Source organism: Burkholderia sp. BCC0397, assembly GCF_902832865.1.
In the GTDB taxonomy this organism is placed as follows: Bacteria; Pseudomonadota; Gammaproteobacteria; order Burkholderiales; family Burkholderiaceae; genus Burkholderia.
Window position 1 is genome coordinate 96,151 of sequence record NZ_CADFDL010000002.1, and the last position, 25,181, is coordinate 121,331.

The window sequence follows — 25,181 nt, forward strand, 5'->3', positions numbered from 1 at the left end:
CTGGGTTGGCCCGTTCGGCCGGATCGACGGACCGCGTGTCGCCGGGGTCCGTCCGGTGGTGTCGTGATTGCCATGCCGGCGAAGGCGGTGACGCGGGAATCGTCGGTACGCACCGACCGGTTGCGCCATTCGCGAGCGCAGCGATCATACCGGCCGAACGTGGCGCGGTCTTTAAAAAATCAATTCGGCGACGGCGGCAACGGCGGCGGCACGCATATTGCGCGTCGCCCGAACCGCATCAGGAACCCGGCGCAGCCGGGCATCGACGTGACACGCACATCCGGCAGGATTCACATCGGCATTTCAGGCTGGCGCTACCCGGGCTGGCGGGGGACCTTCTACCCGGCCGACCTGAAGCAGGCCAGCGAGCTGCGGTATGCATCGGGCCACATGCAGACGATCGAAATCAACGGCACGCACTACAGCCTGCAAGCGCCGGACAGCTGGCGGCGCTGGTATGCCGAAACACCGCCCGGGTTCGTGTTCAGCGTGAAAGGTTCACGCTACCTGACGCACATACTGCGTTTTCGCGGCGATACGGCCACGATCGCGTGCGCGAATTTTTTCGCCCAGGGGCTGTTCGCGCTGAAGGACAAGCTCGGGCCGCTGCTGTGGCAATTCCCGCCGTCGCTGCGTTTCGACCCGGCACACATGGAACACTTCCTGAGCCTGCTGCCGCACGATACGGAAGCGGCGCTCGCACTCGCCCACCGGCACGATGCGCGGGTCCCGACGCCGTATCTGGAGATCGACCGCAAGCGGCCCTTGCGTCATGCGGTGGAAGTGCGGCACGACAGCTTCGTGGATCCGGCGTTCGTGAAGCTGCTGCGCCGCCACAAGGTCGCGCTCGTCGTGTCGGATTCGACCGAGGCGTGGCCGCAGTTCGAGGATCTGAGCGCGCGGTTCGTCTACATGCGGCTGCACGGCACCGAAACGAAGTATTCGGGCGAATACGCCGATGCGGCGCTCGATCGATGGGCGCACAGGATCGAAGCGTGGAGCCGGGGTGCGCAGCCCGACGATGCGCATCTCGCCGCACCGGCGCTGCAACCGCCGCGCGCGGCGACGCGCGACGTGTACTGCTATTTCGACAACGACACCAAAACGCAAGCGCCGTTCGACGCCGGGCGGCTGATGGCGCGGCTCGGGCTGCATGCGCACGACACGGCATCCGAATGAAGCGGCAAGCAAGCTGCATGCCGAAAATGCCGCCGGAAACCGCGAGGCCAGGCGCACAATATGCTCCGGTGCTGCCGGATCGTGCCGCCCCATCGCGCGCACCGCGTGCCCGGTAAATTTTTCACGACCGGCAACGGCGCCATGGGCCAACACTGCAAGGAGAAAAGCGATGACCCTGCTTATCTACCTGGTCGGATGGATCATTTTCATCGGCGGCGTCGCCTGGGGTTTGATGACGCTGCACGTCTCGCAGCACATCATCGAGATCGTGGCCGTCATCCTGTTCGGCATCGCGGTCATCACCGGCGCGACGCGCGCCCGGAATCGCGACCGGTCGTAGCGCGACGCCCGCGCGGGCGCCTGCCCTGCACGGTCGGGCGGCATCGTCCGGATTCCTGACGTACGTCAAATCGCCGTTTCGCGCGCACGGCGTGGCGCCTGGAATGCGGGCGCCACGCCTTACCAGATAGTAGGCAACGCATGCGTCCTTTGCGTAGGCGGCAACGGTTGCGCTACGCTCGATTCGGCCTCATATCGGGGCCTGAAATTTAAGCGCTTAAACTTTTGAAGCCGGCGATCCCGCGCCCGACGGGATCCCTCACCTGGAGGATGACGATGAACAGACGATCGATGTTGCGCTGGAGCGTTTCAACCGCGGCGCTTGCATGCGTCGACCTGGCCGGCCCGCTGCCGGCCTTCGCGCAAGCCGTCACGCGCGCCGCGGGCAGCGCCCCGCTCGCGATGGGCGCCGACGTGTCGACGCTACCGGAGCTCGAGGCGCACGGCGCGCAGTACTTCGACCGCGGGCACCCGCGCGACTGCCTGAAGATCCTGCACGCGCACGGCGTCGACTCGATCCGCATCAAGGTCTGGAACGATCCGGGCAATCCGGATTTCTTCCCCGCGAACCAGAGCGCCGCGGCCGGCTACAACGACGCGGCCCATGTCGTCGCGCTCGCCAGGCGCGCCGCGGCCCTCGGGATGCGCATCCTGATCGATTTCCACTACAGCGACTGGTGGGCCGACCCCGGCAAGCAATACCCGCCGCACGCGTGGGCCGGCAAGAATCTCGCCGAGACGTGCGCGCTGCTGTCGGCCTATACGACCGACGTGCTGCGCCAGCTGCAGCGCGCCGGCGTGCGGCCCGAGTGGGTGCAGATCGGCAACGAGATCACGGGCGGCATGCTGTGGCCGCTCGGCCGCTACGATCAGTGGGACAACCTCGCGCAGTTGCTGAAGGCGGGCCACGATGCGGTGAAGGCCGTCGACCCGCGCATCAAGGTGATGCTGCACATCGACAGCGGCGGCGATAACGCGAAAAGCCGCTGGTGGTTCGACAGCGCGACGCAACGCGGTGTCGCGTTCGACGTGATCGGCCTGTCGTACTACCCGCAGTGGCAAGGCGCGCTCGACGACCTGCGCAACAACGCGAACGACCTCGCGGTGCGCTACGACAAGGAACTGATCGTCGTCGAAACCGCGTATCCGTGGACCACCAGCGACGGCGACTCGGAGCCGAACGCGATGACGAACACGGGCTCGACCGCGTTCCCGCCGTCGCCGGCCGGGCAGGCGCAATTCCTCACGGCGGTCGTCGATATCGTGAAGGGTGTGCCGGGTAATCGCGGCAAGGGCGTGTTCTGGTGGGAGCCGGAGTGGATTCCGACGCCGGGCGTCGGCTGGAAGGTCGGCGCGGGCGATCAGTGGGACAACAACACGCTGTTCGACTTCCACGGCCACGCGCTGTCGTCGCTCGACGCATACCGCCAGCGCTGACGCGGCACGGCGTGACGGCATCACCGCACCGGCGCATCGCGCGTCAGTGCGGTGCGTCGAAGCGGCGGCGTGCAGGCGCCGCCGCCGTGCTGCTCGTACCACCGGCTCCGCCCCGTTCGCCGCGCGCATCCCGGGCGAGCAGCGCGAACGCGACAAGCACGAGCCCGCAGCAGCCCGCGAACGTCGCGCGATAGCCGAACAGGTCGACGCACGCGCCCGACAGCACGCCCGACGCGATCGAGCCGACGCGCGCAGTGCTGAAGAACATCGCGGTCGCGGTGCCGGGGCGCGAGGGCATCAAATCGCACACGCGCGTCATCCCGAGGCACGACGTGATCGCGACCACGCATGCGCTCAACAACTGCAGCGGCAGGATCGCATCGACCCGTGACACCGCCGCGAGCCCGATGAAATACGCGGCATGCACGGCCGCGCACGCGGTCAGCCAGCACGCCTTGTCCAGCCGCGTCGACCGGATGCCGAGCCACAGCATCATCGGGATCTCGAGCAATGCGGCCAGGCCGAGCGCTGCCGATACGTTCGCCGGCGTGCCGCCGAGTCCGCGCACGATGTAGAGCGGCAGCACGATCATCGTCGCATTCGCCGCGAGCCCCATCAGTGTGAGCGCGACGAGGGTCCGCAGCACGCTCGCGCGCGACGCGACGACGGCAGCCGTCGCATCGTCCGGCGCCGCCGCGGCGCGCTCGACTGCGCGCACATGCGCCGCCGCGGGCTGCCGCACCGGCTCCGGAATCCGCGCGATAATCGCCGCACACGCGACGAAGCCCACCGACGCCGCAAGAAAGAGCCCGGTAAACCCCGTCTGCGCGAGAATCAGCGCCCCGAGCGCGGGACCGAACACCCACGCGATCGACAGCATCGTGCGCAGTGCCGCCGACGCGAGTTCGCGCTGCGCATCGTCGGCGACGGGCAGCACCGCGCGCGCGAACGAGAAGATCTGCGACAGCGACACGGCGCCTGCGCCGAGCAGGATCGTGCCGGCGGCGATCACCGGCCCGTGCGACCGCAACACGCATAGCAGCGCGAAGCCCAGTGCGGCCGCCGCGAGCGACACGACGAGCAGCGGCCGGTGCCGGTCGCGTCGATCGGACCAGCGTCCGGCCCACGTGCTCGCGACGACCCCGCTCGCCGCGATCAGCGTCATGAACACGCCGGCGAGCAGCGGCGACATCCCCGCCGCCTCCACGCCGAACAGCGACAGGTACGGCGCGGTAAACGACATCGCGACGCCGAGCAGCAGCGCCGCCGCGGACAGCGGCACGAAGTACGCGATCCCCGCAAGGCGCGCGAAATGCAATTGCAGCGACCGCAACGACTGCATCGCGTCAGTCCGGCTCGACCCAGGCGGCAACGTCGACCGCGCCGAGGTCGCGGCTGCCGAGCACGAAGCGCGCACCACCCGGCGCGGGCAGCATGCACGGCGTGTCACTGTAGTTGAGCGCGAACGTTACGCGTCCGCGTCGACGCAACCGCACACCGTCCGGCAGTTCGCGCACCGGAAGGCCGGCATCGCGTGCGCAACGGGCAATGATCGCGCGCAACAGCGTCCGATCGAAACAGGCCGTCGCCATCGTCACGCGACCGCGCCGCACGAGTGCGGGCACGCCGTCGTCGCACGCGGCGAGCACGTCGACGCCCGGTGCCGCGTCCATATCGACGTGATCGCGCCATTTCAGCGCATGGCCGTCGACACCGTCGAACGCGACGCACGGCGCGAGCGACGGCCGCAGCGATTCGACCTGGCCGATCCGCATCGGCAGCACGTCGCGCAGCTTGCCCGGTGCGAGGCCCGGCGCGATCGCGAATTCCGCGGTGCGCGAACCCGTGCGCGGCCCGAACAGCCAGTGTGCGTTGCCGCTCGCGGCCTGCTCGACGACGCGATCCGGCACGACCGGCAGCGTCGGCGCGACGACGAACGCATAACGCGACACGTCGGCATCGGCCGCGACGATATCGACGTCGAGGCCCAGCTCACGCAGCGCGCGATACCAGTCGAACGCGTGCTGCTGATAGTCGAAATCGGCGCCGTGCGGCTGGATCCGGATCATCCAGTCCGCCGCGTAGTCGAACAGCAGCGCGACGCGGGCCGTCTCACGCTCGCCGACGGCGAGCGCCGGATCCAGCGCGGCGATCTCGCGTGCGACGCGCGCCACTTCATGACCGCCGGGCGACAGCCGGTCGTCCGGTGCGTTGAGCCCCGAATGCAGTTGCTCCTGCGCATGCGGATACTGCCGCCAGCGGAAATACGACACGAGCTCCGCGCCGTGCGCGAACGCTTCCCACGTCCACAGCCGCACCGCGCCCGCGTGCGGCACCGGGTTGTACGGCCCCCAGTTGACGGGCCCCGCCTGTTGCTCCATCACCCACATCCGGCCGTTGCCGACGCCGCGATACAGGTCGTGCGAGAACGCCGACACGTCCGGATGCCCGGTGCGGGCCCAGCGCCGCTTGTCCGCTTCATCGAGCGGCAGCACTTCGGTACGCGGCACCGGATAGCTGTCCCACGCGGCGACATCGAGGCCGCCGCGTGCGAACGCATAGTGATCGAACTCGGCGAAAAACCCCATGAAGTTGTGCAGCACGTCGCGGCCCGGCGCGTGCGGACGGATCGCGTCGACCTGCGCGGCATGGAACCGCGCGACCTCGTCCGACTGATAGCGCCGGAAGTCGAGCAGGTGCGCGGGATTCGCGTCTGTCGGCGTATGGCGCGGCAGTTCGATCTCGTCGAAGCCGCGATACTCCATGCTCCAGAACACGTTGCCCCACGCGCGGTTCAGCGCGCCGACGTCGCCATAACGCGCGGCGAGCCACGTGCGGAAACCTTCTAGCGCCGCACGCGTATAGCTCGGCAGCGTGTTGTGGCAGCCGAGTTCGTTGTCGGTCTGCCACGCGATCACCGCCGGATGCGCGCCGTAGCGCCGCGCCATCGCGTCGGCGATGCGGACGCAGTGCTCGCGATACACGGGGCTCGCGATGTCGTAATGGCGACGCGAGCCGAACTGCCACACCGCGCCGTCCGCGCCCACCGGCAGGATCTCCGGATGACGATCGACGAGCCACTTCGGCGGCGCGGCGGTCGGCGTGCCAAGCACGATCTTCAACTGCCGGCGCGTGAGCGTATCGATCGCTTCGTCGAGCCACGCCCAGTCGTAGCGGCCGGGTTCCGGCTCCATCCGGCTCCACGCGAATTCGGCGATCCGCACGCGGGTCAGGCCCAGTTCGGCCATGCGCCGTGCATCGCGATCCCATTGTTCGCGCGGCCAGTGTTCGGGGTAATAGCAAACGCCGAGGTGCATCGTGGATTCCTTGCAGAAGAAAGAGGATGAGACGGATCAGCCCTTGGTCGCGCCGAACGTGAGCCCAGCGACGAAGTGCTTCTGCATCGCGAAGAACATCAGCACCGACGGCAGTGCGGCCAGTACCGAGCCGGCCGACACGATGTTCCAGGCGGTCGTCCACTGCCCTTTCAGCGCGGCGACGCCGACGGTGATCGGCGCCGCGTCGTCGCCTTGCGTGAGGCACAGTGCCCAGAAGTAGTCGTTCCACACGAACGTGAACACGAGGATCGCGAGCGCCGCGAGCGCGGGCCGCACGAGCGGCAGCACGACGCGCCAGTAGATCGCCCACTCGGACGCGCCTTCGACGCGCGCGGCCTCGATCAGCTCGAACGGCAGCTCGCGGATGAAGTTGCGCAGGAACAGCGTGCAGAAGCCGGTCTGGAACGCGGTGTGGAACAGCACGAGCGCCCACACGGTGTTGTACAGGCCGACGCCGAGCATGATCTGCCGCACCGGGATCATCAGGATCTGGATCGGCACGAAGTTGCCGGCGACGAACAGCCCGAGCAGCACGAGATTGCCGCGAAACCGGTAGTTGGCGAGCGCGTGCCCGGCGAGCGATGCGAGCAGGATCGACGCGGCTACCGACGGCACCGTGATCAGGAGGCTGTTCGCGAAGTAATGGAGCATCGGCGTCTGCGTGAGCGCCGCGCCGTAGTTGTCGAGCAGCGCGAACTGCTTCGGCCAGTCCCAGTAACGACCGGCCATGATCTCGTCGGTCGAGCGGATCGACGTGACGAGTACCGCGAGCAGCGGCACGAGCCACAGCGCAAGCGCGCACGGCAGCGACAACCGGTACAGCAGACGGGCGGGACGTCCCCAGCGGGACACGGGCATCGGATACATGTTGGCGATCCTTACGATTCGACGCGCACCAGCTTGCGCAGTTGCCACACGATATAGACGAGCATGATCGCGAACAGCACGACCGCGATCGCGGCCGAATAGCCTTCTCGGTAATACTTGATCGCCTGGTCAACCATGAAATACGCGAGCACGGTCGAGCTGTCGAACGGGCCGCCGCCCGTCATCACCGAGATCAGGTCGAAGCTGCGCAGCGCGCCGATCACGGTCAGCACGACCGCCATGAACGTCGCGGGCCGCAGTTGCGGCAGGATCACGTGCCACAGCAGCGTGAAGCCACGCGCGCCTTCCATCCGCGCCGCTTCGACGATCTCGCCGTTGATGCCGGTGAGCCCGGTCAGGTACAGGATCATGCAGAACGGAATCTGCGGCCACAGCGCGGCGGCGATCACGCCGTAGGTCGCATAGCGCGGATCGCCGAGCACCGGAATCCCGTGCCCGACGATCAGCTTCAGCAGCCCGAACGTCGGGTCGTAGAACCACGAGAACACGAGACCGACCACGACGCCCGGCAGCACGAACGGCGCGAAGAACAGCGACTTCACGAGCCGGATCCCGAACACGTTCTGGTTCAGGTACAGCGCGAGCGCGAGGCCGAGCGGCGGCGCGGCGAGGAACAGCACGAGCCACAGCACGTTGTTCTTCAGCGCGACGTAGAACGTGTCGGACTGCAGCAGCTCGCGATAGTTGTCGAGCCCGGCGAACGTCATCGGCGTCATGCCGTCCCAGTGATGAAAGCTCAGCCAGATGCTGCTGACGATCGGGTACAGCACGAACACGGCGAAGAGCGCGAAACCCGGCAGCACGAACCACAGGGCCGCGCGGTTGCGCCGCCGCGCGAGCGACGCGCGCGCATGCCGCTGCGGGCCGGCATCGCGGCGCATGGCGCTTTCGGACAGGCTGGTTGACATGAGATGACCTTCGATGAAGCGAACGTGACGGTGACGACGAAGCACCGGACCGGCAGAGACGACCCGGCCGCACGGCGCGCTACTTCCGGTAGATGCGCTTGCGCGTCTGCTCGAGGCGTTGCAGGATCGCATCGAGCTGCGTCGGATCGGACAGGAACTGCTGCATCGCCTTCATCCCCTCGTCGGCCATTTCCTTCGTCATGTCGCGGTCGTAGAACTGCGCGATCCCGCCCGGCGTCGTCGCGAGCGTACGGAAGCCGATCTTCGAGATCGGGTCCTGCGGCTCCGGCGCCTTGTTGTTCGACGGCAGTTGCCCCATCCCCTTCGCGAACTCGCCGCTGACCGCCGGTTGCCCCATGAACGCGAGGAAGCGTCGCGCATCGGCCTTGTTGTGCGCCTTCGCGGGGACGATCAGCACGTTGACCGGGCCGTCCTCGGCCAGCGGCACCGACGCGTCGATCACCGGGAAGCGGAAGAAGCTGATCGGGTTGCGCGTCGCGCTCAGCAGTCCTGCTGAATACCAGGTGCCCATCAGCGTCATCGCGGCCTGGCCGTTGACGATCAGCGGGCTCAGCGAATCGACGTCGTAGGACAGCGCGTTGTCGATGAAATACTTGTCGTCGATCAGTTTTTTCCATGCCGCATACACCGCACGCACGCGCGGATCGGTATAGGCGACGTCGCCGGCCATCAGCTTCTGGTGAAACGCGTATCCGTTGATTCGCAGGTCGAGGTAGTCGAACCACGCCGCGAGCGTCCACGCATCGCGCGCGGCCACCGCGATCGGCGCGATGCCGGCCGCCTTCAGCTTGCGGCACGCGTCGAGAAACTGCTGCCAGTCGGCCGGCTCGCCGTGAATGCCGGCCTTCTCGAACAGATCCTTGCGGTAGAACAGCCCGTACGCGTCATAGCCGAGCGGCAAACTGTAGAGCTTGCCGCCGTAGGTCGACGACTGCTTGACGGACGCATACGTGTCGTTCCAGCCGTTCTTCTGCCAGTCCGCGGTCAGGTCCTCGATCAGCCCGCGCTTCGCGAAATACGCGAGCCGTTCGCCGTTGTTCCAGCTCAGTACGTCGGGCGGATCGGTCGCGAGCCAGCCGGACATCTGAACCTTGTACGCCTCCTCGCCGACGTAGCTGACCTTCAGGTCGATATCCGGATTCGCCTTGTGGAACTGGTCGAACGCTGCCTGCCACGTCGCGCGCTGATTGCCGCGCGCGGCGACGTTCACTTTCAGCGTGCCCGCGTCGGCCGTGCCCGCGGCGCACGCCGCGGCAGTCGTCAGGGCAAGCAGCAGTCGGCTCGCACGAAATCTCATCGTTGTCTCCTGGTATTGGTGTGTTGAGTGCCGCGTCGCATGCGGCGGGTCGGCATTGCGCCGTTACGCGAACGCCGCTTCGGCGTGGATGGCCGGCAACGCAATGCCGGCTTCGTCGAACAGGTGGCAACTCGACGGCGGCACGCGGAACGTGTGACGCTCGCCGCGCCGCAACGCGGCCTGCCCCGGCAGTTTCGCGAGCAGCGGCACGCCGCCGGGCTGGTCGAGATGCACGTACGCGGCTTCGCCGAGCTGCTCGACGAGCGCGACGTCGCGCACGATCACGGGCAACCCGGCATCGCCGGACGCCGCGACCGTCAGGTGCTCGGGACGAATCCCGAGCGTCACGCGCGCGCCGCGGCCGACGTGGCGCGGCAACGGGCGATCGCGCAGCGTCAGCGTTTCGCCCGTGCCTTCCAGCGTCAGCCGGCAGCCGTGCGCATCGCCCGCGTCGACGACGGCCGGCAGGAAGTTCATCCGCGGCGAGCCGATGAAGCCCGCGACGAAGCGGTTGGCCGGCCGGTGATACAGCTCGAGCGGCGCACCGGTCTGCGCGATGCTGCCGAAGCGCGCGACGTCGTCGCCCGCGTGCAGCAGCACGATCCGGTCGGCCAGCGTCATCGCCTCGATCTGGTCATGCGTGACGTAGACCGAACTCGATTGCGTGAAACGCGCGTGCAGCCGCGCGATTTCGACGCGCGTCTGGCCGCGCAGCGTCGCGTCGAGATTCGACAGCGGCTCGTCGAACAGAAACACGCGCGGCTCGCGCACGATCGCGCGGCCGATCGCGACGCGCTGCCGCTGCCCGCCCGACAACGCCTTCGGCTTGCGATCGAGCAGCGCTTCGAGCTGCAGCACGCGCGCGGCCTCGGTCACGCGGCGGCGGATCTCGTCCTTCGGCGTGCCGGCGATCCGCAGCCCGAAACCGATGTTGTCGAACACGGTCATGTGCGGAAACAGCGCATAGCTCTGGAACACCATCGCGACGCCGCGCTCAGCGGGCGGCGTGTCGTTCATCCGCGCGCCGTCGATCCGCAACTCGCCTTCGGTCACGTCCTCGAGCCCCGCGATCATCCGCAACAGCGTGGATTTGCCGCAGCCCGACGGACCGAGAAACACGCAGAATTCGTGCGACGCGATCTCGAGATTCACGTCGCGCAGCACCGGCGCATGGTCGCCGTAGCGCTTCGAGACATCCTTCAATGAAATGGCGGTCATCGCGCTCTCCTCTCGCCGGTCACACGCATCGGATCGGAAAATTTAAACGCTTAAATTTCGGTGGCGCGATTCGCCCGGTTCGCCGTACCATGTCGTCTCCTTCCTCTGATGTGTCGAGAAATTAGCGTATCGGCTGTCCCTGTGCAACTTGTGGGACGCTCTCCCAGAATATGAGCAGACACTCCCCCGCTTCACTTTCCCTGCACCACGCTGCCCGGCCGGCCGGAGCCCGCGGATGGTGACACTCGCGCAAGTCGCGCAGCGCGCGAACGTCACGGCGGCGACCGTCTCGAACGTGCTGCGCAATCCGCAGAAGGTGAAGCCAGCGACCGTCGAGCGTGTGATGGCCGCGATCCGCGAACTCGGCTATCGGCCGAACCTCACTGCGCGCGCGCTGGCCGAAGGCCGCACGTCGACGCTCGCGCTGATGCTGTCGAACATCACGAACCCGTTCTATCCGGAGTTCGTGCTGGCCGCCGAACGCGAGGCGCGCAAGCGCGGCCATTACCTGCTCGTGTCCAATACCGACGACGATCCGGCGATCACGCGCAACTACCTCGAGCGGATCGCGGGCACGCTCGCGGCCGGTGCGATCGTGATGAACACCGATCTCGCCGAAGCGGAACTCGCCGACATCGCGCGCCACGGCGCATCGATCGTGCTGTGCATGTGGGAGCACGTGCATGCGTCGCGCACGCTGCCGTGCGTGACCGTCGATTTCGCGGCGGCGGGCGCGCTGGCGGCCGCGCATCTGTCCGGGCTGCGGCATCGCGCGTTCGGCGCGCTGGTCGGCAAGGGTTCGGGCGGCCCGCAGTCGGTGCGGCTGCGCGGTTTCGCCGACGAACTCGCGGCGCGCGGCCATCCGGCGGACGCGCTGACGACCGTGTCGGCGCACGACTCGATCGAAGGCGGCTACGAAGCGGCCGCCGCGCTGCTGCGGGAGCAGCCGGGCCTCACCGCACTGTTCGCGACCAACGACCTGATGGCGATCGGCGCGATGCAGGCCGCCGCCGATCTCGGCCTGCGCGTGCCGGCCGATCTGTCGGTGGTCGGCATGACCGATATCCAGCTCGCCCACCAGTTCCGTCCCGCGCTGACCACGGTGCGGTTCCCGACCGCGCAGATCGCCGCGCGGGCGATCGCGCTGACGCTCGACATGATCGACGGGATCGAGCCGGCCGCGGCCGTGCATACGATCGGAGCGCCGGAACTCGTCGTGCGTGAGTCGACCGGGACGGCGCGCGACTGACGCGCGCCGCGCGCCGTTTCAACTGCAGGCACCGGCCGGCCGTTCACGAATCCGCGTTGCATCGCGAACGGCCGCTGCCTGCTCAGAACTTCCACAACAGATTGCCGTACAGCGCGTGATCGCTGATGTGGCCGCCGAGCTGGCCGCTATACGACAACCCGAGCGACAGGTTCTTCGTCACGGCCGCATCGACACCGACCTCGAGCACCGCGGCGTCACGCGCGACCGGCACACCGACCACGCTGAACGGCGAACCGCCGCTCGCGAACGACAGCCTCGACGCCGGCTGCGTATTGCCGAACGCATGCCGCCAGCCGACCGTGCCGAACGCCGTGACCTTGCCCTTCGTCGTGACCGCGACGTCGGTCGAGGCCCGCACGCCGAGCGTGGAGAAGCCGAGGCCCGTCGTGTCGGAATCGCCCTGCAGGGCAGCGGCGCCGCCGTTCTCCTTGAAGCCGTCGGTATGCAGGCTCGCGTACGCGAGCCCGACGAACGGCTCGAGCGCGATGTTGCGGACGGCCATCGAATAGCCGATTTCAGTGAACACCTGCGTCGCGTTCGCGTCGTAGCTCGCGGTGTCGTGATCGGCGAAGCCACCGAACGACGGATTGCGCTCGCTATGCACGCGGTACCACGACTGCGACACGCCACCGCGCACGTTCCACGCGTCGTATCGGCCGCTGGCGTACAGCGCGATCGTCTCGCCGTTGACCCTCGCCGACTCGTTCTGGTCGGTATTGAGCTGGCTGCGCGACGCACCGCCCGCGATACCGACGCGCCAGTGGCTGCTGACTTCCGCATCCGTACCGACGATGAAGCCGTACAGGTTGCGATCGATCGACGCGACACCGTCGCCGTCGAACCGGCTATGCGAACCGTACAGCCGGCCCCACACCGCGGGCTTGAACGATTTGGCCGGCGTGCAGCCGTTCTCCGCGGCCATGCGCCGGTCGAGCGCCGCCGCGTGGTCGTCCGCCGACACCGGCGCCTCGCAGCCGCACAGCGCCCCGCCCGGCTGCGAACCGAGCCGCGCGCGATCGAGCACCGCGTCGCGCACGTAGCGGCTATCCGACAGCAGCACGCTGCGCGTGCTCGGATACAGGTCGCCGGCCAGTTGCGTGAACGCACGGTTCGCGGTCGGCGCATCCGACGTCAGCACCGTATCGAACAGCGGATTGCCGGCGCCGAGCGTGCCGACCGCGCCCGCCACCGCTTGCCCGTCGGGCGTCGTCGCGACCGACGAGAACGGCGTGCCGTTCGGCGCCAGCGACATCAGCACCCGTGCCGGGTCGTACGTGAGCGTCGGCGTGAGGAACGCATACGTCGAGTTCACCGCGCTGAACTGCCCTTGCACACCCGCGCCGGCATTCACGATGGTGTAGAGCTTGCCCGGCTGGTATTGCCCGGTCGCCGCGACGACCTGTACCGACCCACCGTTGAGCGTGGCGGAGCCGGTCACGTCGAGGCCGCCGCTCTGTTGCGGCGTCGCGCCGACCTGCAGCGTCGAGCCCGGCTGGAAGGTCGCGTTGCCCGCGACCTTCAGCGGCTGCCCGAGCTGGAGGACCGATGCGGTGCCGCCGCCCGACACGACCAGGCCGCCGATCGTGCCCGTCCCGGTGACGGTCGCGCCGCTGCCGACGGTCACCGGCGAGCTGGCCAGCGAACCGGTCACGGCGAGCGTGCCGCCGGTCACGGTCGTCGGCCCGGACAGTGTGTTCGTGCCGCTCAGCACCTGCGCGCCGGTGCCCGCGAGCGTCAGCGGACCGGTGCCGGACAGCGTGCCGGCGAAGGTGCTGGTGCCGGCGGTGTTGACCGTCAGCGGCGTGTTGCCGAGATTCACGTTCGAGCCCGTCGTGCCCGACAGCGTGCCGATCGACTGCGGCGCGGCCGCAGCCGCCAGGTTCAGCGTCGCGCCGCTGCCCGCGAGGATCATCGGGCTCGTCGGCGCGAGGCTGCCCGCGCCGGAGAGCGCGAGCGTGCTGCCGCTGCCGACCGTCGTGCCGCCGGTGTACGTGTTCGCGCCGGTCAGCGTCTGCGTGCCGCCACCCTGCACCGCGAAGCCGCCGGTGCCCGCGATCGTGCCGCCGAACGAACCGCCCGTCGGGCCGGCCACGGTCAGCGTGTTGCCGCCGAGATTCACGGTCGAACCCGCCGCGCCCGACAGCGCGCTGGCCGTCTGCGGCGTCGTCGTGCCGCTGACGTCGAGCGTCGCGCCGTTGCCGGCCAGCGTCAGTGCGCTGCCCGCCGACAGGCTCCCGGTGCCGCCGACCGCCAGCGTGCTGCCGTTGCCGATCGTCGTGCTGCCCGTGTACGCGTTCGCGCCGCTGAGGGTCGTCGTCGACGGGCCGCTCACCGCCAGGTTGCCGCCGCCCGAAATCGGGCCGCTCAGGCCGAGGTTGTTGGCGCCGCCCACCGTCAGCGTCGAACCCGTGCCGAGATTCACGGCGTTGCCGAGCGTCGTGCCGGGAACGCTGGTTCCGAGCGTGCCGCCGTTGCCGCCGACGCTCAGCGTGCCGCTGCCGAGTGCGGTCGGCGTGCCGGCGACCAGCGTGCCGCCGCCCGTGACGCTGGTGCCGCCGGTGTACATGTTGGCGCCGGCAAGCGTCGTCGTCGCGGGGCCGCTGAGCGCGAGCGTGCCGCTACCCGAGATCGGGCCGCTCAGGCCGAGGCTGTTGGCGCCGCCCACCGTCAGCGTCGAACCGCTGCCGAGGTTCACCGCGTTGGTCAGCGTCGTACCCGGCGTGCCTGCGGCCAGCGTGCCGCCTGCGCCGCCGGTGTTCAGCGCGCCGGTGCCGAGCGCCGTGTTGCTGCCCGCGACCAGCGTGCCGCCGCCCGTCAGGTTCGTGCCGCCCGTGTAGGTGTTCGCGCCGGTCAGCGTTTCGGTGCCCGTGCCGGCCAGCGTGAGGCTGCCGCCCGTACCGGCGATCGTGCCGCCGAACGTGCCGCTGCCCGCGCCGCCGAGCGTCAGTGCATTGCCGCCGAGGTTCACCGTCGAACCCGCGACGCCCGACAGCGCGGTCGTCGTTTGCGGCGTCGTCGCACCGCTGACGTCGAACGTTGCGCCCGCACCCGTCAGGCTGAGCGGGCTGCTGCCGGACAGGCTGCCGCCCGCGCCGATCGCCAGCGTGCCGCTGTTGATCGTCGTCGCGCCGGTGTACGTGTTGGTCCCGGTCAACGTTTCCGTGCCGGTGCCCGACAGCGTCAACCCGCCCGTGCCGCCGACCGTACCGCCGAACGTGCCGTTGCCCGAGCCGCCGAGCGTCAGCGTGTTGCCGCCGAGGTTCACCGCCGAACCCGATACGCCGGACAGTGCGCCCGTCGTCTGCGGTGTCGTCGCAGCACTCAGGTCGAGCGTCGCACCGCTGCCCGCCAGATCGACCGCGCTGCCCGACGACTGGTTGCCGCCCGCGCCGACCGCCAGCGTGCTGCCGTTGCCGATCGTCGTGTTGCCGGTGTACGAGCTGGTGCCGCTGAGGGTCGTCGTCGACGGGCCGTTCACCGCCAGATTGCCGCTGCCCGAGATCGCGCCGCCGAGGCCCAGGTTGTTCGCGCCGCCAACCGTCAGCGTCGAGCCCGAACCCAGGTTGATCGCGTTGGTCAGCGTCGTGCCGGCCGTGCTGGTGCCGAGCGAACCGCCCGCGCCGCTGGTGTTCAACGCGCCCGTGCCGAGCGCCGAACCGTTGCCGGCGAGCAGCGTGCCGCCACCGCTCAACGTCGTGCCGCCCGTGTACGTGTTCGTGCCGGTCAGCGTTTCGGTGCCCGTGCCGGCCAGCGTCAGGCTGCCGCCCGTGCCGGCGATCGTGCCGCCGAACGTGCCGCTGCCCGAGCCGCCGAGCGTCAGCGCATTGCCGCCGAGGTTCACCGTCGAACCCGTTACGCCCGCCAATGCTCCCGTCGACTGCGGCGTCGTGGCCGCGCTCAGATCGAGCGTGGCTCCCGCGCCGGCCAGATCCATCGCGCTGCCGCCCGACAGGCTGCCGCCCGCGCCGACCGCCAGCGTGCTGCCGTTGCCGATCGTCGTGTTGCCGGTGTACGAGCTCGCGCCGGTGAGCGTCGTCGTCGACGGACCACTCACGGCCAGATTGCCGCCGCCCGAGATCGGACCGCCGAGGCCCAGATTGTTCGCACCGCCAACCGTCAGCGTCGAACCCGCACCGAGGTTCACCGCGTTGCCGAGCGTCGTGCCGGCCACGCTGGTGCCGAGCGTGCCGCCCGCGCCGCTCGTGTTCAGCGTACCCGTGCCCAGTGCCGAACCGTTGCCCGCGATCAGCGTGCCGCCACCGGTCAGGCTCGTGCCGCCCGTGTACGTGTTGGTCCCGGTCAGCGTTTCGGTGCCCGTCCCGGCCAGCGTGAGGCTGCCGCCCGCGCCCGCGATCGTGCCGTCATACGTGCCACTGCCCGAACCACCCAGCGTCAGGCTGTTGCCGCCGAGAGTCACCGTCGAACCGGCGACACCCGACAGCGTGCCCGTAGTCTGCGGCGTGGTCGCGCCGCTCAAGTCGAAGGTTGCGCCCGCACCCGTCAGGCTCACCGGCGTCGTCCCCGACAGGCTGCCGCCCGCGCCGATCGCCAGCGTGCCGCTGTTGATCGTCGTCGCACCGGTGTACGTGTTCGCGCCCGTCAGCGTTTCCGTGCCGGTGCCCGACATCGTCACGCCACCGGTGCCGGCGATATTGCCCGCGTAGGTGCCGCTGGCCGACCCGCCAAGCGTCAGGTTGTTGTTGCCCAGGTTCACCGTCGAGCCGGCCACGCCAGAAATCGCGCCCGTCGATTGCGGCGAGGCGGCGCCGCTCAGGTCGAGCGTCGCGCCGGACGCCGTCAGGCTGACCGGGCTGCTCGACGACAGGCTGCCGTTGCCGCCGATCGCGAGCGTGCCGCTGTTGATCGTCGTCGCGCCGGTGTACGTGTTGGTGCCCGTCAGCGTTTCGGTGCCGGTGCCCGACAGCGTCAACCCGCCCGTGCCGCCGATCACGCCGCCGTACGTGCCGCTGCCTGCGCCGCCGAGCGTGAGCGTATTGCCGCCCAGGTTGACGTTCGTGCCCGTGCCGCCGGACAGCGCGCCGGTCGTCTGCGCGGAAGTGGCCGCGCTCAGGTCGAGCGTGGCGCCGGTGCCGGACAGGTCGATCGCACTGCCCAACGACAGGCTGCCGCCCGCGCCGACCGCCAGCGTGCTGCCGCCGCCGATCGTCGTGCCGCCGGTGTAGGTGTTCGCGCCCGACAGCGTCGTCGTCGACGGACCATTCACCGCGAGGTTGCCGCTGCCGCTGATCGCGCCGCCGAGGCCGAGATCGTTCGTGCCCCCGACCGTCAGCGTCGAACCGCTGCCGAGGTTCACCGCGTTGGTGAGCGTCGTGCCGGGCGTGCCCGCGGCCAGCGTGCCGCCCGCACCGCTCGTGTTCAGCGCACCCGTGCCGAGCGCCGAACCGCTGCCCGCGATCAGCGTGCCGCCGCCGCTCAGCGTCGTGCCGCCCGAGTACGTGTTGCTGCCGGTCAGCGTTTCGGTGCCGGTGCCCGACAACGTGAGGCTGCCGCCCGCGCCCGCGATCGTGCCGCCGTACGTGCCGTTGCCCGTGCCGCCGAGCGTCAGGTTGTTGCCGCCGAGGTTCACCGTCGAACCAGCGACGCCCGACAGCGTGCCCGTCGTCTGCGGCGTGGTCGCGCCGCTGACGTCGAAGGTTGCGCCGGCACCGGCGAGATTCACCGGGCTGCTCGCGGCGAGGCTCCCGCCCGCGCCGATCGCCAGCGTGCCGCTGTTGATCGTCGTCGCGCCGGTGTACGTGTTGGTCCCGGTCAACGTTTCCGTGCCGGTGCCCGACAGCGTCAACCCGCCCGTGCCACCGACCGTACCACCGAACGTGCCGCTGCCCGACCCGCCGAGCGTCAGCGTATTGCCGCCGAGGTTCACCGCCGAACCCGCTGCGCCCGACAGCGTGCCGGTCGTCTGCGGCGTCGTGGCCGCGCTCACGTCCAGCGTCGAGCCCGCGCCGGCCAGATCGACCGCGCTGCCCGACGACAGGCTGCCGCCCGCGCCGACCGCCAGCGTGCTGCCGTTGCCGATCGTCGTGTTGCCGGTGTACGTGCCGGCGCCGGTGAGCGTCGTCGTCGACGGGCCATTCACCGCGAGGTTGCCGCTGCCCGAGATCGCGCCGCCGAGGCCCAGGTTGTTCGCACCGCCAACCGTCAGCGTCGAGCCCGAACCCAGGTTGATCGCGTTGGTCAGCGTCGTGCCGGCCACGCTCGTGCCGAGCGTGCCGCCTGCGCCGCTCGTGTTCAGCGCGCCCGTGCCGAGCGCCGAGCCGCTGCCAGCGATCAACGTGCCACCGCCGGTGAGGCTCGTGCCGCCCGTGTAGGTGTTGCTGCCGGTCAGCGTTTCGGTACCGGTGCCCGACAGCGTGAGGCTGCCGCCCGCGCCGGCGATCGTGCCGTCATACGTGCCGCTGCCCGAGCCGCCGAGCGTCAGGTTGTTGCCGCCCAGGTTCACCGTCGAACCGGCCACGCCCGACAGCGTGCCCGTCGTCTGCGGCGTGGTCGCGCCGCTGACGTCGAAGGTCGCGCCCGCGCCGGCGAGATTCACCGGGCTGCTCGCGGCGAGGCTGCCGCCCGCGCCGATCGCCAGCGTGCCGCTGTTGATCGTCGTCGCCCCCGTGTACGTATTGGTGCCGGTCAGCGTTTCCGTCCCCGTGCCGGCCATCGTCAACCCGCCGGTGCCGCCGATCGTGCCCGCATAGCTGCCGTTGCCGGCGCCGGCCAGCGTCAGCGTGTTGCCTCCGAGGTTCACGTTCGTGCCGGCTACGCCGGACAGCATCCCGCTCGTCTGCGGCGTCGTCGCGCCGCCGATGTCGAGCGTCGCGCCCGCGCCGGCCAGATCGAGCGCGCTGCCCGCCGACAGGCTGCCGCCGGCACCGACCGCCAGCGTGCTGCCGCCGCCGATCGTCGTATTGCCGGTGTAGGTGTTCGTCCCGGTGAGCGTCGTCGTCGACGGGCCGCTGACCGACAGGCCGCCGCTGCCCGAGATCCCGCCGCCCAGCCCGAGATCGTTCGCACCCCCAACCGTCAGCGTTGCCCCGGCGCCGAGATTCACCGCATTGCCGAGCGTCGTGCCGCCGACGCTCGTGCCGAGCGAGCCGCCCGCGCCCGTCACGTTCAGCGCGCCGGAACCCAGTGCGCTGCCGTTGCCGGCGACGAGCCCGCCGCCGCTCAACGTGGTGCCGCCGCCATAGGTGTTCGTGCCGGTGAGCGTCGTGGTGCCCGCGCCGGTCTGCGCAAGCCCGCCGCTGCCGGAAATCGTGCCGCTCAGGCCGAGATCGTTCGCGCCGTTCAGCCCGAGCGTCGCGCCCGCGCCGAGCGTGACCGCGTTGCCGAGCGTCGTGCCGCTCACGCTCGCGTTCAGCGTGCCGTTGCCGGTCACGTTCAATGCGCCGGAACCGAGCGCCGTATTGCTGCCCACGCTCAGTCCGCCGCTGTTCAGCGTCGTCCCGCCGCCATAGGTGTTCGCGCCGCCGAGCGTGGTCGTACCCGAGCCGGACTGCACCACGCCGCCCGCGCCGGAAATCATCCCGTTCAGGCCGAAGTCGAACGCGCCGCCGAGATTCAGCACCGAACCGGTACCCAGATCGACGGCGTTCGCCAGCAGCAGGTTCGCCGTGCTCGCACTGAGTGCGCCACCGCTGCCGGTGACGCTGAGTGTGCCCGTGCCGAGCGCCGTGTTGCTGCCGACCGACAGGCCGCCGGCACTCAGCGTCGTGCCGCCCGTGTACGTGTTCGCGCCGGTGAGCGCGGTCGTTCCGCTGCCGGTTTGCGCGAGACTGCCGCCGCCGGCGATGATGCCGCCGAGGCCGAGGTCGTTCGCACTGCCGAGCGTCAGGGCCGCGCCCGCGCCGAGCTGAATCGCGTTGCCGAGCACCGTGCCGCCGACGGTCGTGCCGAGCGAGCCGCCCGCGCCGGTGACGTTCAGCGCGCCCGTGCCGAGCGCCGCACCGTTGCCGGCAAGCAGCGTGCCGCCGCCGGTCAACGTCGTGCCGCCCGTGTACGTGTTGGCGCCGTTCAGCGTTTCGGTGCCCGTACCCGACAGCGTCACGCTGCCGCCTGCCCCCGCGATCGTGCCGCCGAACGTGCCGCTGCCTGCACCGCCCAGTATCAGGCCGTTGCCGCCGAGGCTCACCGTCGAACCGGCCACGCCCGACAGCGTGCCGATCGCCTGCGGCAGCCCTGCGCCGCTCAGGTCGAACGTCGCGCCGGCCCCGCCCAGATTCACGGCGCCGCCCGCTGCCAGGCTGCCGCCCGCGCCGATCGCCAGCGTGCCGCTGTTGATCGTCGTACCGCCGCTATACGTGTTCGCGCCGGTCAGCGTCTCCGTGCCGGTGCCGGACATCGTCAGCCCGCCCGCACCGCCGATCGTGCCGCCGAACGTGCCGTTACCGGCGCCGCCGAGCGTCAGCGTATTGCCGCCGAGATTCACCGCCGAGCCGGCCGTGCCGACCAGCCCGCCCGTCGTCTGCGGCGACGTGGCCGCGCTCAGGTCGAGCGTCGCGCCCGCGCCGGCCAGATCGAACAAACTGCCGCCCGACAGCGTGCCGCCCGCGCCCACCGCCAGCGTGCTGCCGTTGCCGATCGTCGTGTTGCCGGTGTAGCTGCCGGCCCCCGTGAGCGTCGTGATCGACGGGCCGTTCACCGCGAGGTTGCCGCCGCCCGAAATCGCGCCGCCGAGGCCCAGATTGTTCGCACCGCCAACCGTCAGCGTCGCGCCCGCGCCGAGATTCACCGCGTTGCCGAGCACCGTGCCGCCGACGCTCGTGCCGAGCGAGCCGCCCGTGCCCGTCACGTTCAGCGCGCCCGTGCCGAGTGCGCTGCCGTTGCCCGCGATGAGACCGCCGGCGCTCAGCGTCGTGCCGCCGGTGAACGTGTTCGCGCCGAGCAGCGTCGTCGTGCCGGTGCCGGTTTGCGCAAGACTGCCGTCGCCCGACAGCACGCCGCCGAGGCTCAGGTCGGCCGCACCGTTCAGCCCCAGCGTCGCGCCGGCGCCGAGGTTCACCGCATTGCCGAGCACCGTGACGGCGACGTTCGTGGCGAGCGTGCCGCCCGCGCCCGCAACGGTCAGCGCGCCCGTGCCGAGCGCCGCGCCGTTGCCGGCGATCAGCCCGCCGCCGCTCAACGTGGTGCCGCCCGAGAACGTGTTCGCCCCGAGCAGCGTCGTCGTGCCGGTGCCCGTTTGCGCGAGGCCGCCGTTGCCGGCGATCGTGCCGCTCAGGCCGAGATCGTTCGCGCCGTTCAGCCCCAGCGTGACGCCGGCACCGAGATTGACCGCGTTGCCGAGCGTCACGCCCGGCACGCTCGCGCCGAGCGAAGCCGAGCCGTTGACGTCGAGTGCGCCGAGGCCGAGCGCCGCGCCGCTGCCGACGACCAGGCTGCCGCCCGTCAGCGCCGTGCCGCCCGTGAACGTGTTGTTGCCGGTGAGCGCCTGCGAACCCGTGCCGGAAAGCGTCAGCCCGCCCGCCCCGCCGATGTTGCCCGCGAAGACGCCGCTGCCGCTGCCCGCCAGCGTCAGGTGGTTCGAACCGAGATCGATCGTCGAACCCGCGACACCCGACAGCGTGCCGATCGACTGCGGCGTGGTCGAACCGGTGATGTTGAACTGCGCACCGGCGCCCGTCAGGTTGACGGGGCTCGACGCGGCGAGGCTACCGCCCGCACCGATCGCGAGCGTGCCGCTGCCGATCGTGGTGCCGCCGGTGAACGTCTCGGCCGCGGTGAGCGTCGTCGTGCCCGGGCCGCTCACGGACAGGCCGCCGGCGCCGGAAATGATCCCGCCCAGCCCGAGATCGTTCGCTCCCCCAACCGTCAGTGCCGCGCCCGCGCCGAGCTGGATCGCATTGCCGAGCACCGTGCCGCCGACGGTCGTGCCGAGCGAGCCGCCCGCGCCTGTCACGTTCAGCGCGCCCGTGCCGAGTGCGCTGCCGTTGCCGGCGAGGATGCCGCCGCCGCTCAGCGTCGTGCCGCCCGAGAACGTGTTCGCCCCGGTCAACGTCGTGATGCCCGAGCCGATTTGCGCGAGGCCGCCGGTACCGGCGATCACGCCGTTCAGGCCGAGATCGTTCGCGCCGGTCAGCGCGAGCGTCGCGCCCGCACCGAGGTTCACCGCGTTGCCCAGCGCGGTGCCGTTCACGCTCGCACCGAGCGCACCGCCCGTGCCGGCGACGTTCAGCGCGCCGGTGCCGAGCGCCGTATTGCTGCCGGCGAGCAGCGTGCCGGCGCTCAGCGTCGTGCCGCCGCCGAAGGTATTCGCACCGGACAGCGTCGTCGTGCCCGTGCCGCTCAGCACGAGACCGCCGGTGCCGCCGATCGCGCCGCCCAGGCCGAGGTCGTTCGCGCCGTTCAGCGTCAGCGATGCACCGTTCAGGTTGATGCCGTTCGCGAGCGCCGCGCCGGCGGCCAGATCCGCGCTCAGCGAACCGCCGAGGCCGCCCACGTTCAACGCGCCGCCGATGCCGAGCGCACTGCCGCCTTCGACGATCAGGCTGCCGCCGCCCGTCAGGCTCGCGCCGCCCGTGAACGTGTTCGCGCCGGACAGCGTCGTGGCGCCGGTGCCGCCGAGCGCCAGGCCGCCCGCGCCCGAGATCGCGCCGTTCAGGCCGAGATCGGCGGCGCCGTTCAGGCCGAGCGTCGCGCCCGCGCCCAGGTTGACTGCATTGCCGAGCACGGTGCCGCCGACGTTCGTCGCGAGCGTGCCGCCCGTGCCGATCACGTTCAGCGCCCCCGTGCCGAGCGCCGCGCCGTTGCCGGCGATCAGTCCGCCGCCGCTCAGCGCCGTACCGCCCGTAAACGTGTTCGCGCCGAGCAGCGTCGTCGAGCCGGCGCCGGTTTGCGCCAGGCTGCCGTTCCCGCCGATCGCACCGCCGAGGCTCAGGTCGGCCGCGCCGTTCAGGCCGAGCGTCGCGCCCGCGCCGAGGTTGACCGCATTACCGAGCAGCGTGCCGCCGACGCTCGTCGCGAGCGTGCCGCCCGCGCCGGATACGTTCAGCGCCCCCGTGCCGAGCGCCGCGCCATTGCCGGCGATCAACCCGCCGCCGCTCAGCGTGGCGCCGCCCGAGAACGTGTTCACGCCGAGCAGCGTCGTCGTGCCCGTGCCGCTTTGCGCGAGGCCGCCGTTACCGGCGATCGTGCCGCCGAGGCTCAGGCCGGCCGCACCGTTCAGGCCCAGCGTGGCCCCTGCATCGAGATTCACCGCATTGCCGAGCAGCGTGCCGGCCACGTTGGCCGCCAGCGAGCCGCCCGCACCGGTCACCTGCAGCGCGCCCGTGCCGAGCGCCGCGCCGCCGCCGACGATCAGCCCGCCACCGCTCAGCGCCGTGCCGCCCGAGAACGTGTTCGCGCCGAGCAGCGTCGTCGTCCCCGTGCCGGTTTGCGCGAGACTGCCGTTGCCTGCAATCGTGCCGCCGAGGCCGAGGTCGGCCGAACCGTTCAGGCCCAGGGTTACGCCGGTATCGATATTCACCGCGTTGCCGAGCAGCGTGCCGCCGACGCTCGTGCCGAGCGTGCCGCCCGCGCCACTCACGTTCAGCGCGCCGCCGCCGAGCGCCGCACCGGTGCCGACGAGGAGCCCGCCGCCACCCGTCAGATTCGTTCCGCCCGTGAACGAATTGACGCCGTTCAGCGCCAGCGTGCCGGCGCCGCTCGCGTTCAGCGCGCCGCCGCCGGCGATCGTGCCCGACAACGCGAGCCCGGTCGCGCCGTCCACTGTCAGGCCGCCGGTCAGCGTCACGTTGTTGAGCAGGTTCACGCCGGCCGTGCCGGCCTCGAGCGTGCCGCCGCCGCCGACGATCGTGCCGGTGCCCAGCGCACCGGCGCCGTGGACGATCGCGGTGCCGCCGGTCAGCGACGCGTTCGTCGCGGTCGATGCGCCGGTGATGTCCCACGTGCCGCCCTGCACGGCGAAGTTGTTGAAATTGCCGAACGTATCGACCGCGATGGTGCCGTTCGTCGCGCCGCCGGCGGCCGTGTTCAGTTGCAGGTTGAGCGTGTTGTTGCCGCCCAGCCCGGCATCGACGCCGAGCCCGACCGACGACCCGGTCATTGCGTTGAAGGTATTCGACGTGCCGAGGGCCGCGCCCAGCGACACGTTGCCCGTGACGGTGCCGGCGTTGGTGAACGTGTTCCCGGTGCCCAGCGTCCCGCTGGGCGCGAGCACCACCGAACCGTTGATCGTGCCGCCGCTCGCGTTGGTGAAGTTGGCTTGCGCACCGCCCGACGTGGTCACCACCTGCGCGGTGGGCCCCGCGCTGAAGCCGAGCAGGCCGGTCGTACCGATCGTGCCGGCGTTCGTGATGTTCGTCGTGCCGCCGATGCCGTTGTATACCGTCAACGCCGGCCCGTTGATCAGCGAACTCGTCGACCCCATCATCACGCCCGAGCTGGTATTCGTGACGTTGACCGTGCTCGCCGACGCGCTATTGCCGACCACCGTGCCGTTCGACACGAAGCTCAACCCGGACAGCGCGGGGTCGATCCTGCCGTTGTTGGTCAGCGTGACGCCGCTGCCCGTCAGCGACAGCGCGGTGCCGCCGATCAACGGCACCACGGACACGGTCGCCAGCGGCGCCACGGTCAGGTTGAGATTGTTCGTGCCGTTCGAATAGGTGGTACTCGCTCCGGTACAGGTGACGGTCGTCGTGCCGGTGCAGGCGGCCAGTGCGTCGACGGGGACGATCCCGGCGCCGACCAGCGCGACCAGCATGCCGGTCGGAACGAGGAATTTCGGACGTGCTTCCGCGCGCTTTTTGTTCGAGCCCATGCGCATACGCATAATCACACCTTCCCATAAGAGAATCGACGACACCGGGCATTCACTCCGCGCATTCAAAATGCCGGAGCCAAATACCGGAATTCGTTATTCGATGTTTTTTTGAAAAACACCGTCCCGTCACCAATCCGAAGCGGTTGGCTGGATTAAAAACAAATGAGAACGAATCGGCGAGAATTATTGAATCGGCATATTTTACTTTTAACCCCCTTCGTCACCCGGTAAATTTTCCGCCAATCAAAAACGGTTGTTTTCATAACACCGGAAGCGTAGCCCCGGCGGGCGCGACTCATTACACGTCCGCCCATACAGGCCAACAACGCATCCCCGCCGAAACCCCGCACACTCGGGGCCTCCCGCCCGACAATCAAACGCTGGAACAGCCTTGTCGGACGACCGTACGCCCGTTGCCCCGCATACCGATTTGTTCGTGCCTGCCGTCCGATCCGCCTGTCTCCTGGCGTGATCGCGAGTCAAATATAGGCCCGACTCGCAAACGTTTTCCATCGGC

At 70.1% G+C, this 25,181-nt stretch carries 11 protein-coding genes; 4 read left to right on the plus strand and 7 right to left on the minus strand.

Going from position 1 to position 25,181, the window contains the following annotated elements:
• The first annotated feature begins 267 nt into the window (after window positions 1-267).
• The 3 genes from HWX03_RS05565 to HWX03_RS05575 all read left to right on the plus strand — a co-directional run bounded on the left by HWX03_RS05565 (window position 268) and on the right by HWX03_RS05575 (window position 2,955).
• Entirely contained in the window at window positions 268-1,179 is a 912-nt protein-coding gene (locus HWX03_RS05565; RefSeq protein WP_175821048.1) for a DUF72 domain-containing protein, read from the plus strand.
• Window positions 1,154-1,519 (plus strand): hypothetical protein, encoded by a 366-nt coding sequence (locus HWX03_RS05570; protein WP_175870532.1) that lies wholly within the window; start codon window positions 1,154-1,156, stop codon window positions 1,517-1,519. The genes HWX03_RS05565 and HWX03_RS05570 overlap by 26 nt, the downstream gene beginning before the upstream one ends.
• Before the next feature lie 275 nt (window positions 1,520-1,794).
• Window positions 1,795-2,955 carry an arabinogalactan endo-1,4-beta-galactosidase gene (locus HWX03_RS05575; RefSeq protein WP_175870599.1) on the plus strand — a complete coding sequence of 387 codons (1,161 nt, stop codon included), beginning with the start codon at window positions 1,795-1,797 and terminating at the stop codon, window positions 2,953-2,955.
• A gap of 43 nt (window positions 2,956-2,998) precedes the next feature.
• On the opposite strand, the gene HWX03_RS05580 is transcribed toward HWX03_RS05575, so the two are convergent.
• The 6 genes from HWX03_RS05580 to ugpC all read right to left on the minus strand — a co-directional run bounded on the left by HWX03_RS05580 (window position 2,999) and on the right by ugpC (window position 10,625).
• Window positions 2,999-4,297 (minus strand): sugar efflux transporter, encoded by a 1,299-nt coding sequence (locus tag HWX03_RS05580; protein ID WP_175870600.1) that lies wholly within the window; start codon window positions 4,295-4,297, stop codon window positions 2,999-3,001.
• A 4-nt stretch (window positions 4,298-4,301) separates the two neighbouring features.
• A complete protein-coding gene (locus tag HWX03_RS05585) occupies window positions 4,302-6,272 on the minus strand; it encodes a beta-galactosidase (RefSeq protein WP_175870601.1) in 1,971 nt (656 codons plus the stop codon).
• Between the two features lie 36 nt (window positions 6,273-6,308).
• Entirely contained in the window at window positions 6,309-7,160 is an 852-nt protein-coding gene (locus HWX03_RS05590) for a carbohydrate ABC transporter permease (RefSeq protein WP_175870602.1), read from the minus strand.
• A gap of 11 nt (window positions 7,161-7,171) precedes the next feature.
• Entirely contained in the window at window positions 7,172-8,089 is a 918-nt protein-coding gene (locus HWX03_RS05595) for a sugar ABC transporter permease (RefSeq protein ID WP_175870603.1), read from the minus strand.
• 79 nt (window positions 8,090-8,168) lie between these two features.
• A complete protein-coding gene (locus HWX03_RS05600) occupies window positions 8,169-9,407 on the minus strand; it encodes an extracellular solute-binding protein (RefSeq protein WP_175870604.1) in 1,239 nt (412 codons plus the stop codon).
• 63 nt (window positions 9,408-9,470) lie between these two features.
• On the minus strand, window positions 9,471-10,625 hold the full coding sequence (gene ugpC, locus HWX03_RS05605) for a sn-glycerol-3-phosphate ABC transporter ATP-binding protein UgpC (RefSeq protein WP_175870605.1): 1,155 nt from the start codon (window positions 10,623-10,625) through the stop codon (window positions 9,471-9,473).
• A 235-nt stretch (window positions 10,626-10,860) separates the two neighbouring features.
• Here ugpC and HWX03_RS05610 point away from each other — a divergent pair, with 235 nt between their 5' ends.
• The gene (locus HWX03_RS05610; RefSeq protein ID WP_175870606.1) at window positions 10,861-11,874 is read left to right on the plus strand and encodes a LacI family DNA-binding transcriptional regulator; all 1,014 of its coding nucleotides are present in this window, start codon (window positions 10,861-10,863) and stop codon (window positions 11,872-11,874) included.
• An 82-nt stretch (window positions 11,875-11,956) separates the two neighbouring features.
• Here the strand turns inward: HWX03_RS05610 and HWX03_RS05615 are convergent, their stop codons facing one another.
• Window positions 11,957-24,673, minus strand: coding sequence for an autotransporter-associated beta strand repeat-containing protein (locus HWX03_RS05615; protein WP_175870607.1), 12,717 nt, complete (start codon window positions 24,671-24,673; stop codon window positions 11,957-11,959).
• Window positions 24,674-25,181: the final 508 nt, after the last annotated feature.

What these genes read in the sequence shown, in the direction of transcription:
- HWX03_RS05600 (WP_175870604.1), bottom strand. Translation starts at nt 9,407, where the DNA reads ATGAGATTTCGTGCGAGCCGACTGCTGCTTGCCCTGACGACTGCCGCG.
- HWX03_RS05590 (WP_175870602.1), bottom strand. Translation starts at nt 7,160, where the DNA reads ATGTATCCGATGCCCGTGTCCCGCTGGGGACGTCCCGCCCGTCTGCTG.
- HWX03_RS05595 (WP_175870603.1), bottom strand. Translation starts at nt 8,089, where the DNA reads ATGTCAACCAGCCTGTCCGAAAGCGCCATGCGCCGCGATGCCGGCCCG.
- HWX03_RS05570 (WP_175870532.1), top strand. Translation starts at nt 1,154, where the DNA reads ATGCGCACGACACGGCATCCGAATGAAGCGGCAAGCAAGCTGCATGCC.
- HWX03_RS05585 (WP_175870601.1), bottom strand. Translation starts at nt 6,272, where the DNA reads ATGCACCTCGGCGTTTGCTATTACCCCGAACACTGGCCGCGCGAACAA.
- ugpC (WP_175870605.1), bottom strand. Translation starts at nt 10,625, where the DNA reads ATGACCGCCATTTCATTGAAGGATGTCTCGAAGCGCTACGGCGACCAT.
- HWX03_RS05575 (WP_175870599.1), top strand. Translation starts at nt 1,795, where the DNA reads ATGAACAGACGATCGATGTTGCGCTGGAGCGTTTCAACCGCGGCGCTT.
- HWX03_RS05610 (WP_175870606.1), top strand. Translation starts at nt 10,861, where the DNA reads ATGGTGACACTCGCGCAAGTCGCGCAGCGCGCGAACGTCACGGCGGCG.
- HWX03_RS05580 (WP_175870600.1), bottom strand. Translation starts at nt 4,297, where the DNA reads ATGCAGTCGTTGCGGTCGCTGCAATTGCATTTCGCGCGCCTTGCGGGG.
- HWX03_RS05615 (WP_175870607.1), bottom strand. Translation starts at nt 24,673, where the DNA reads ATGCGTATGCGCATGGGCTCGAACAAAAAGCGCGCGGAAGCACGTCCG.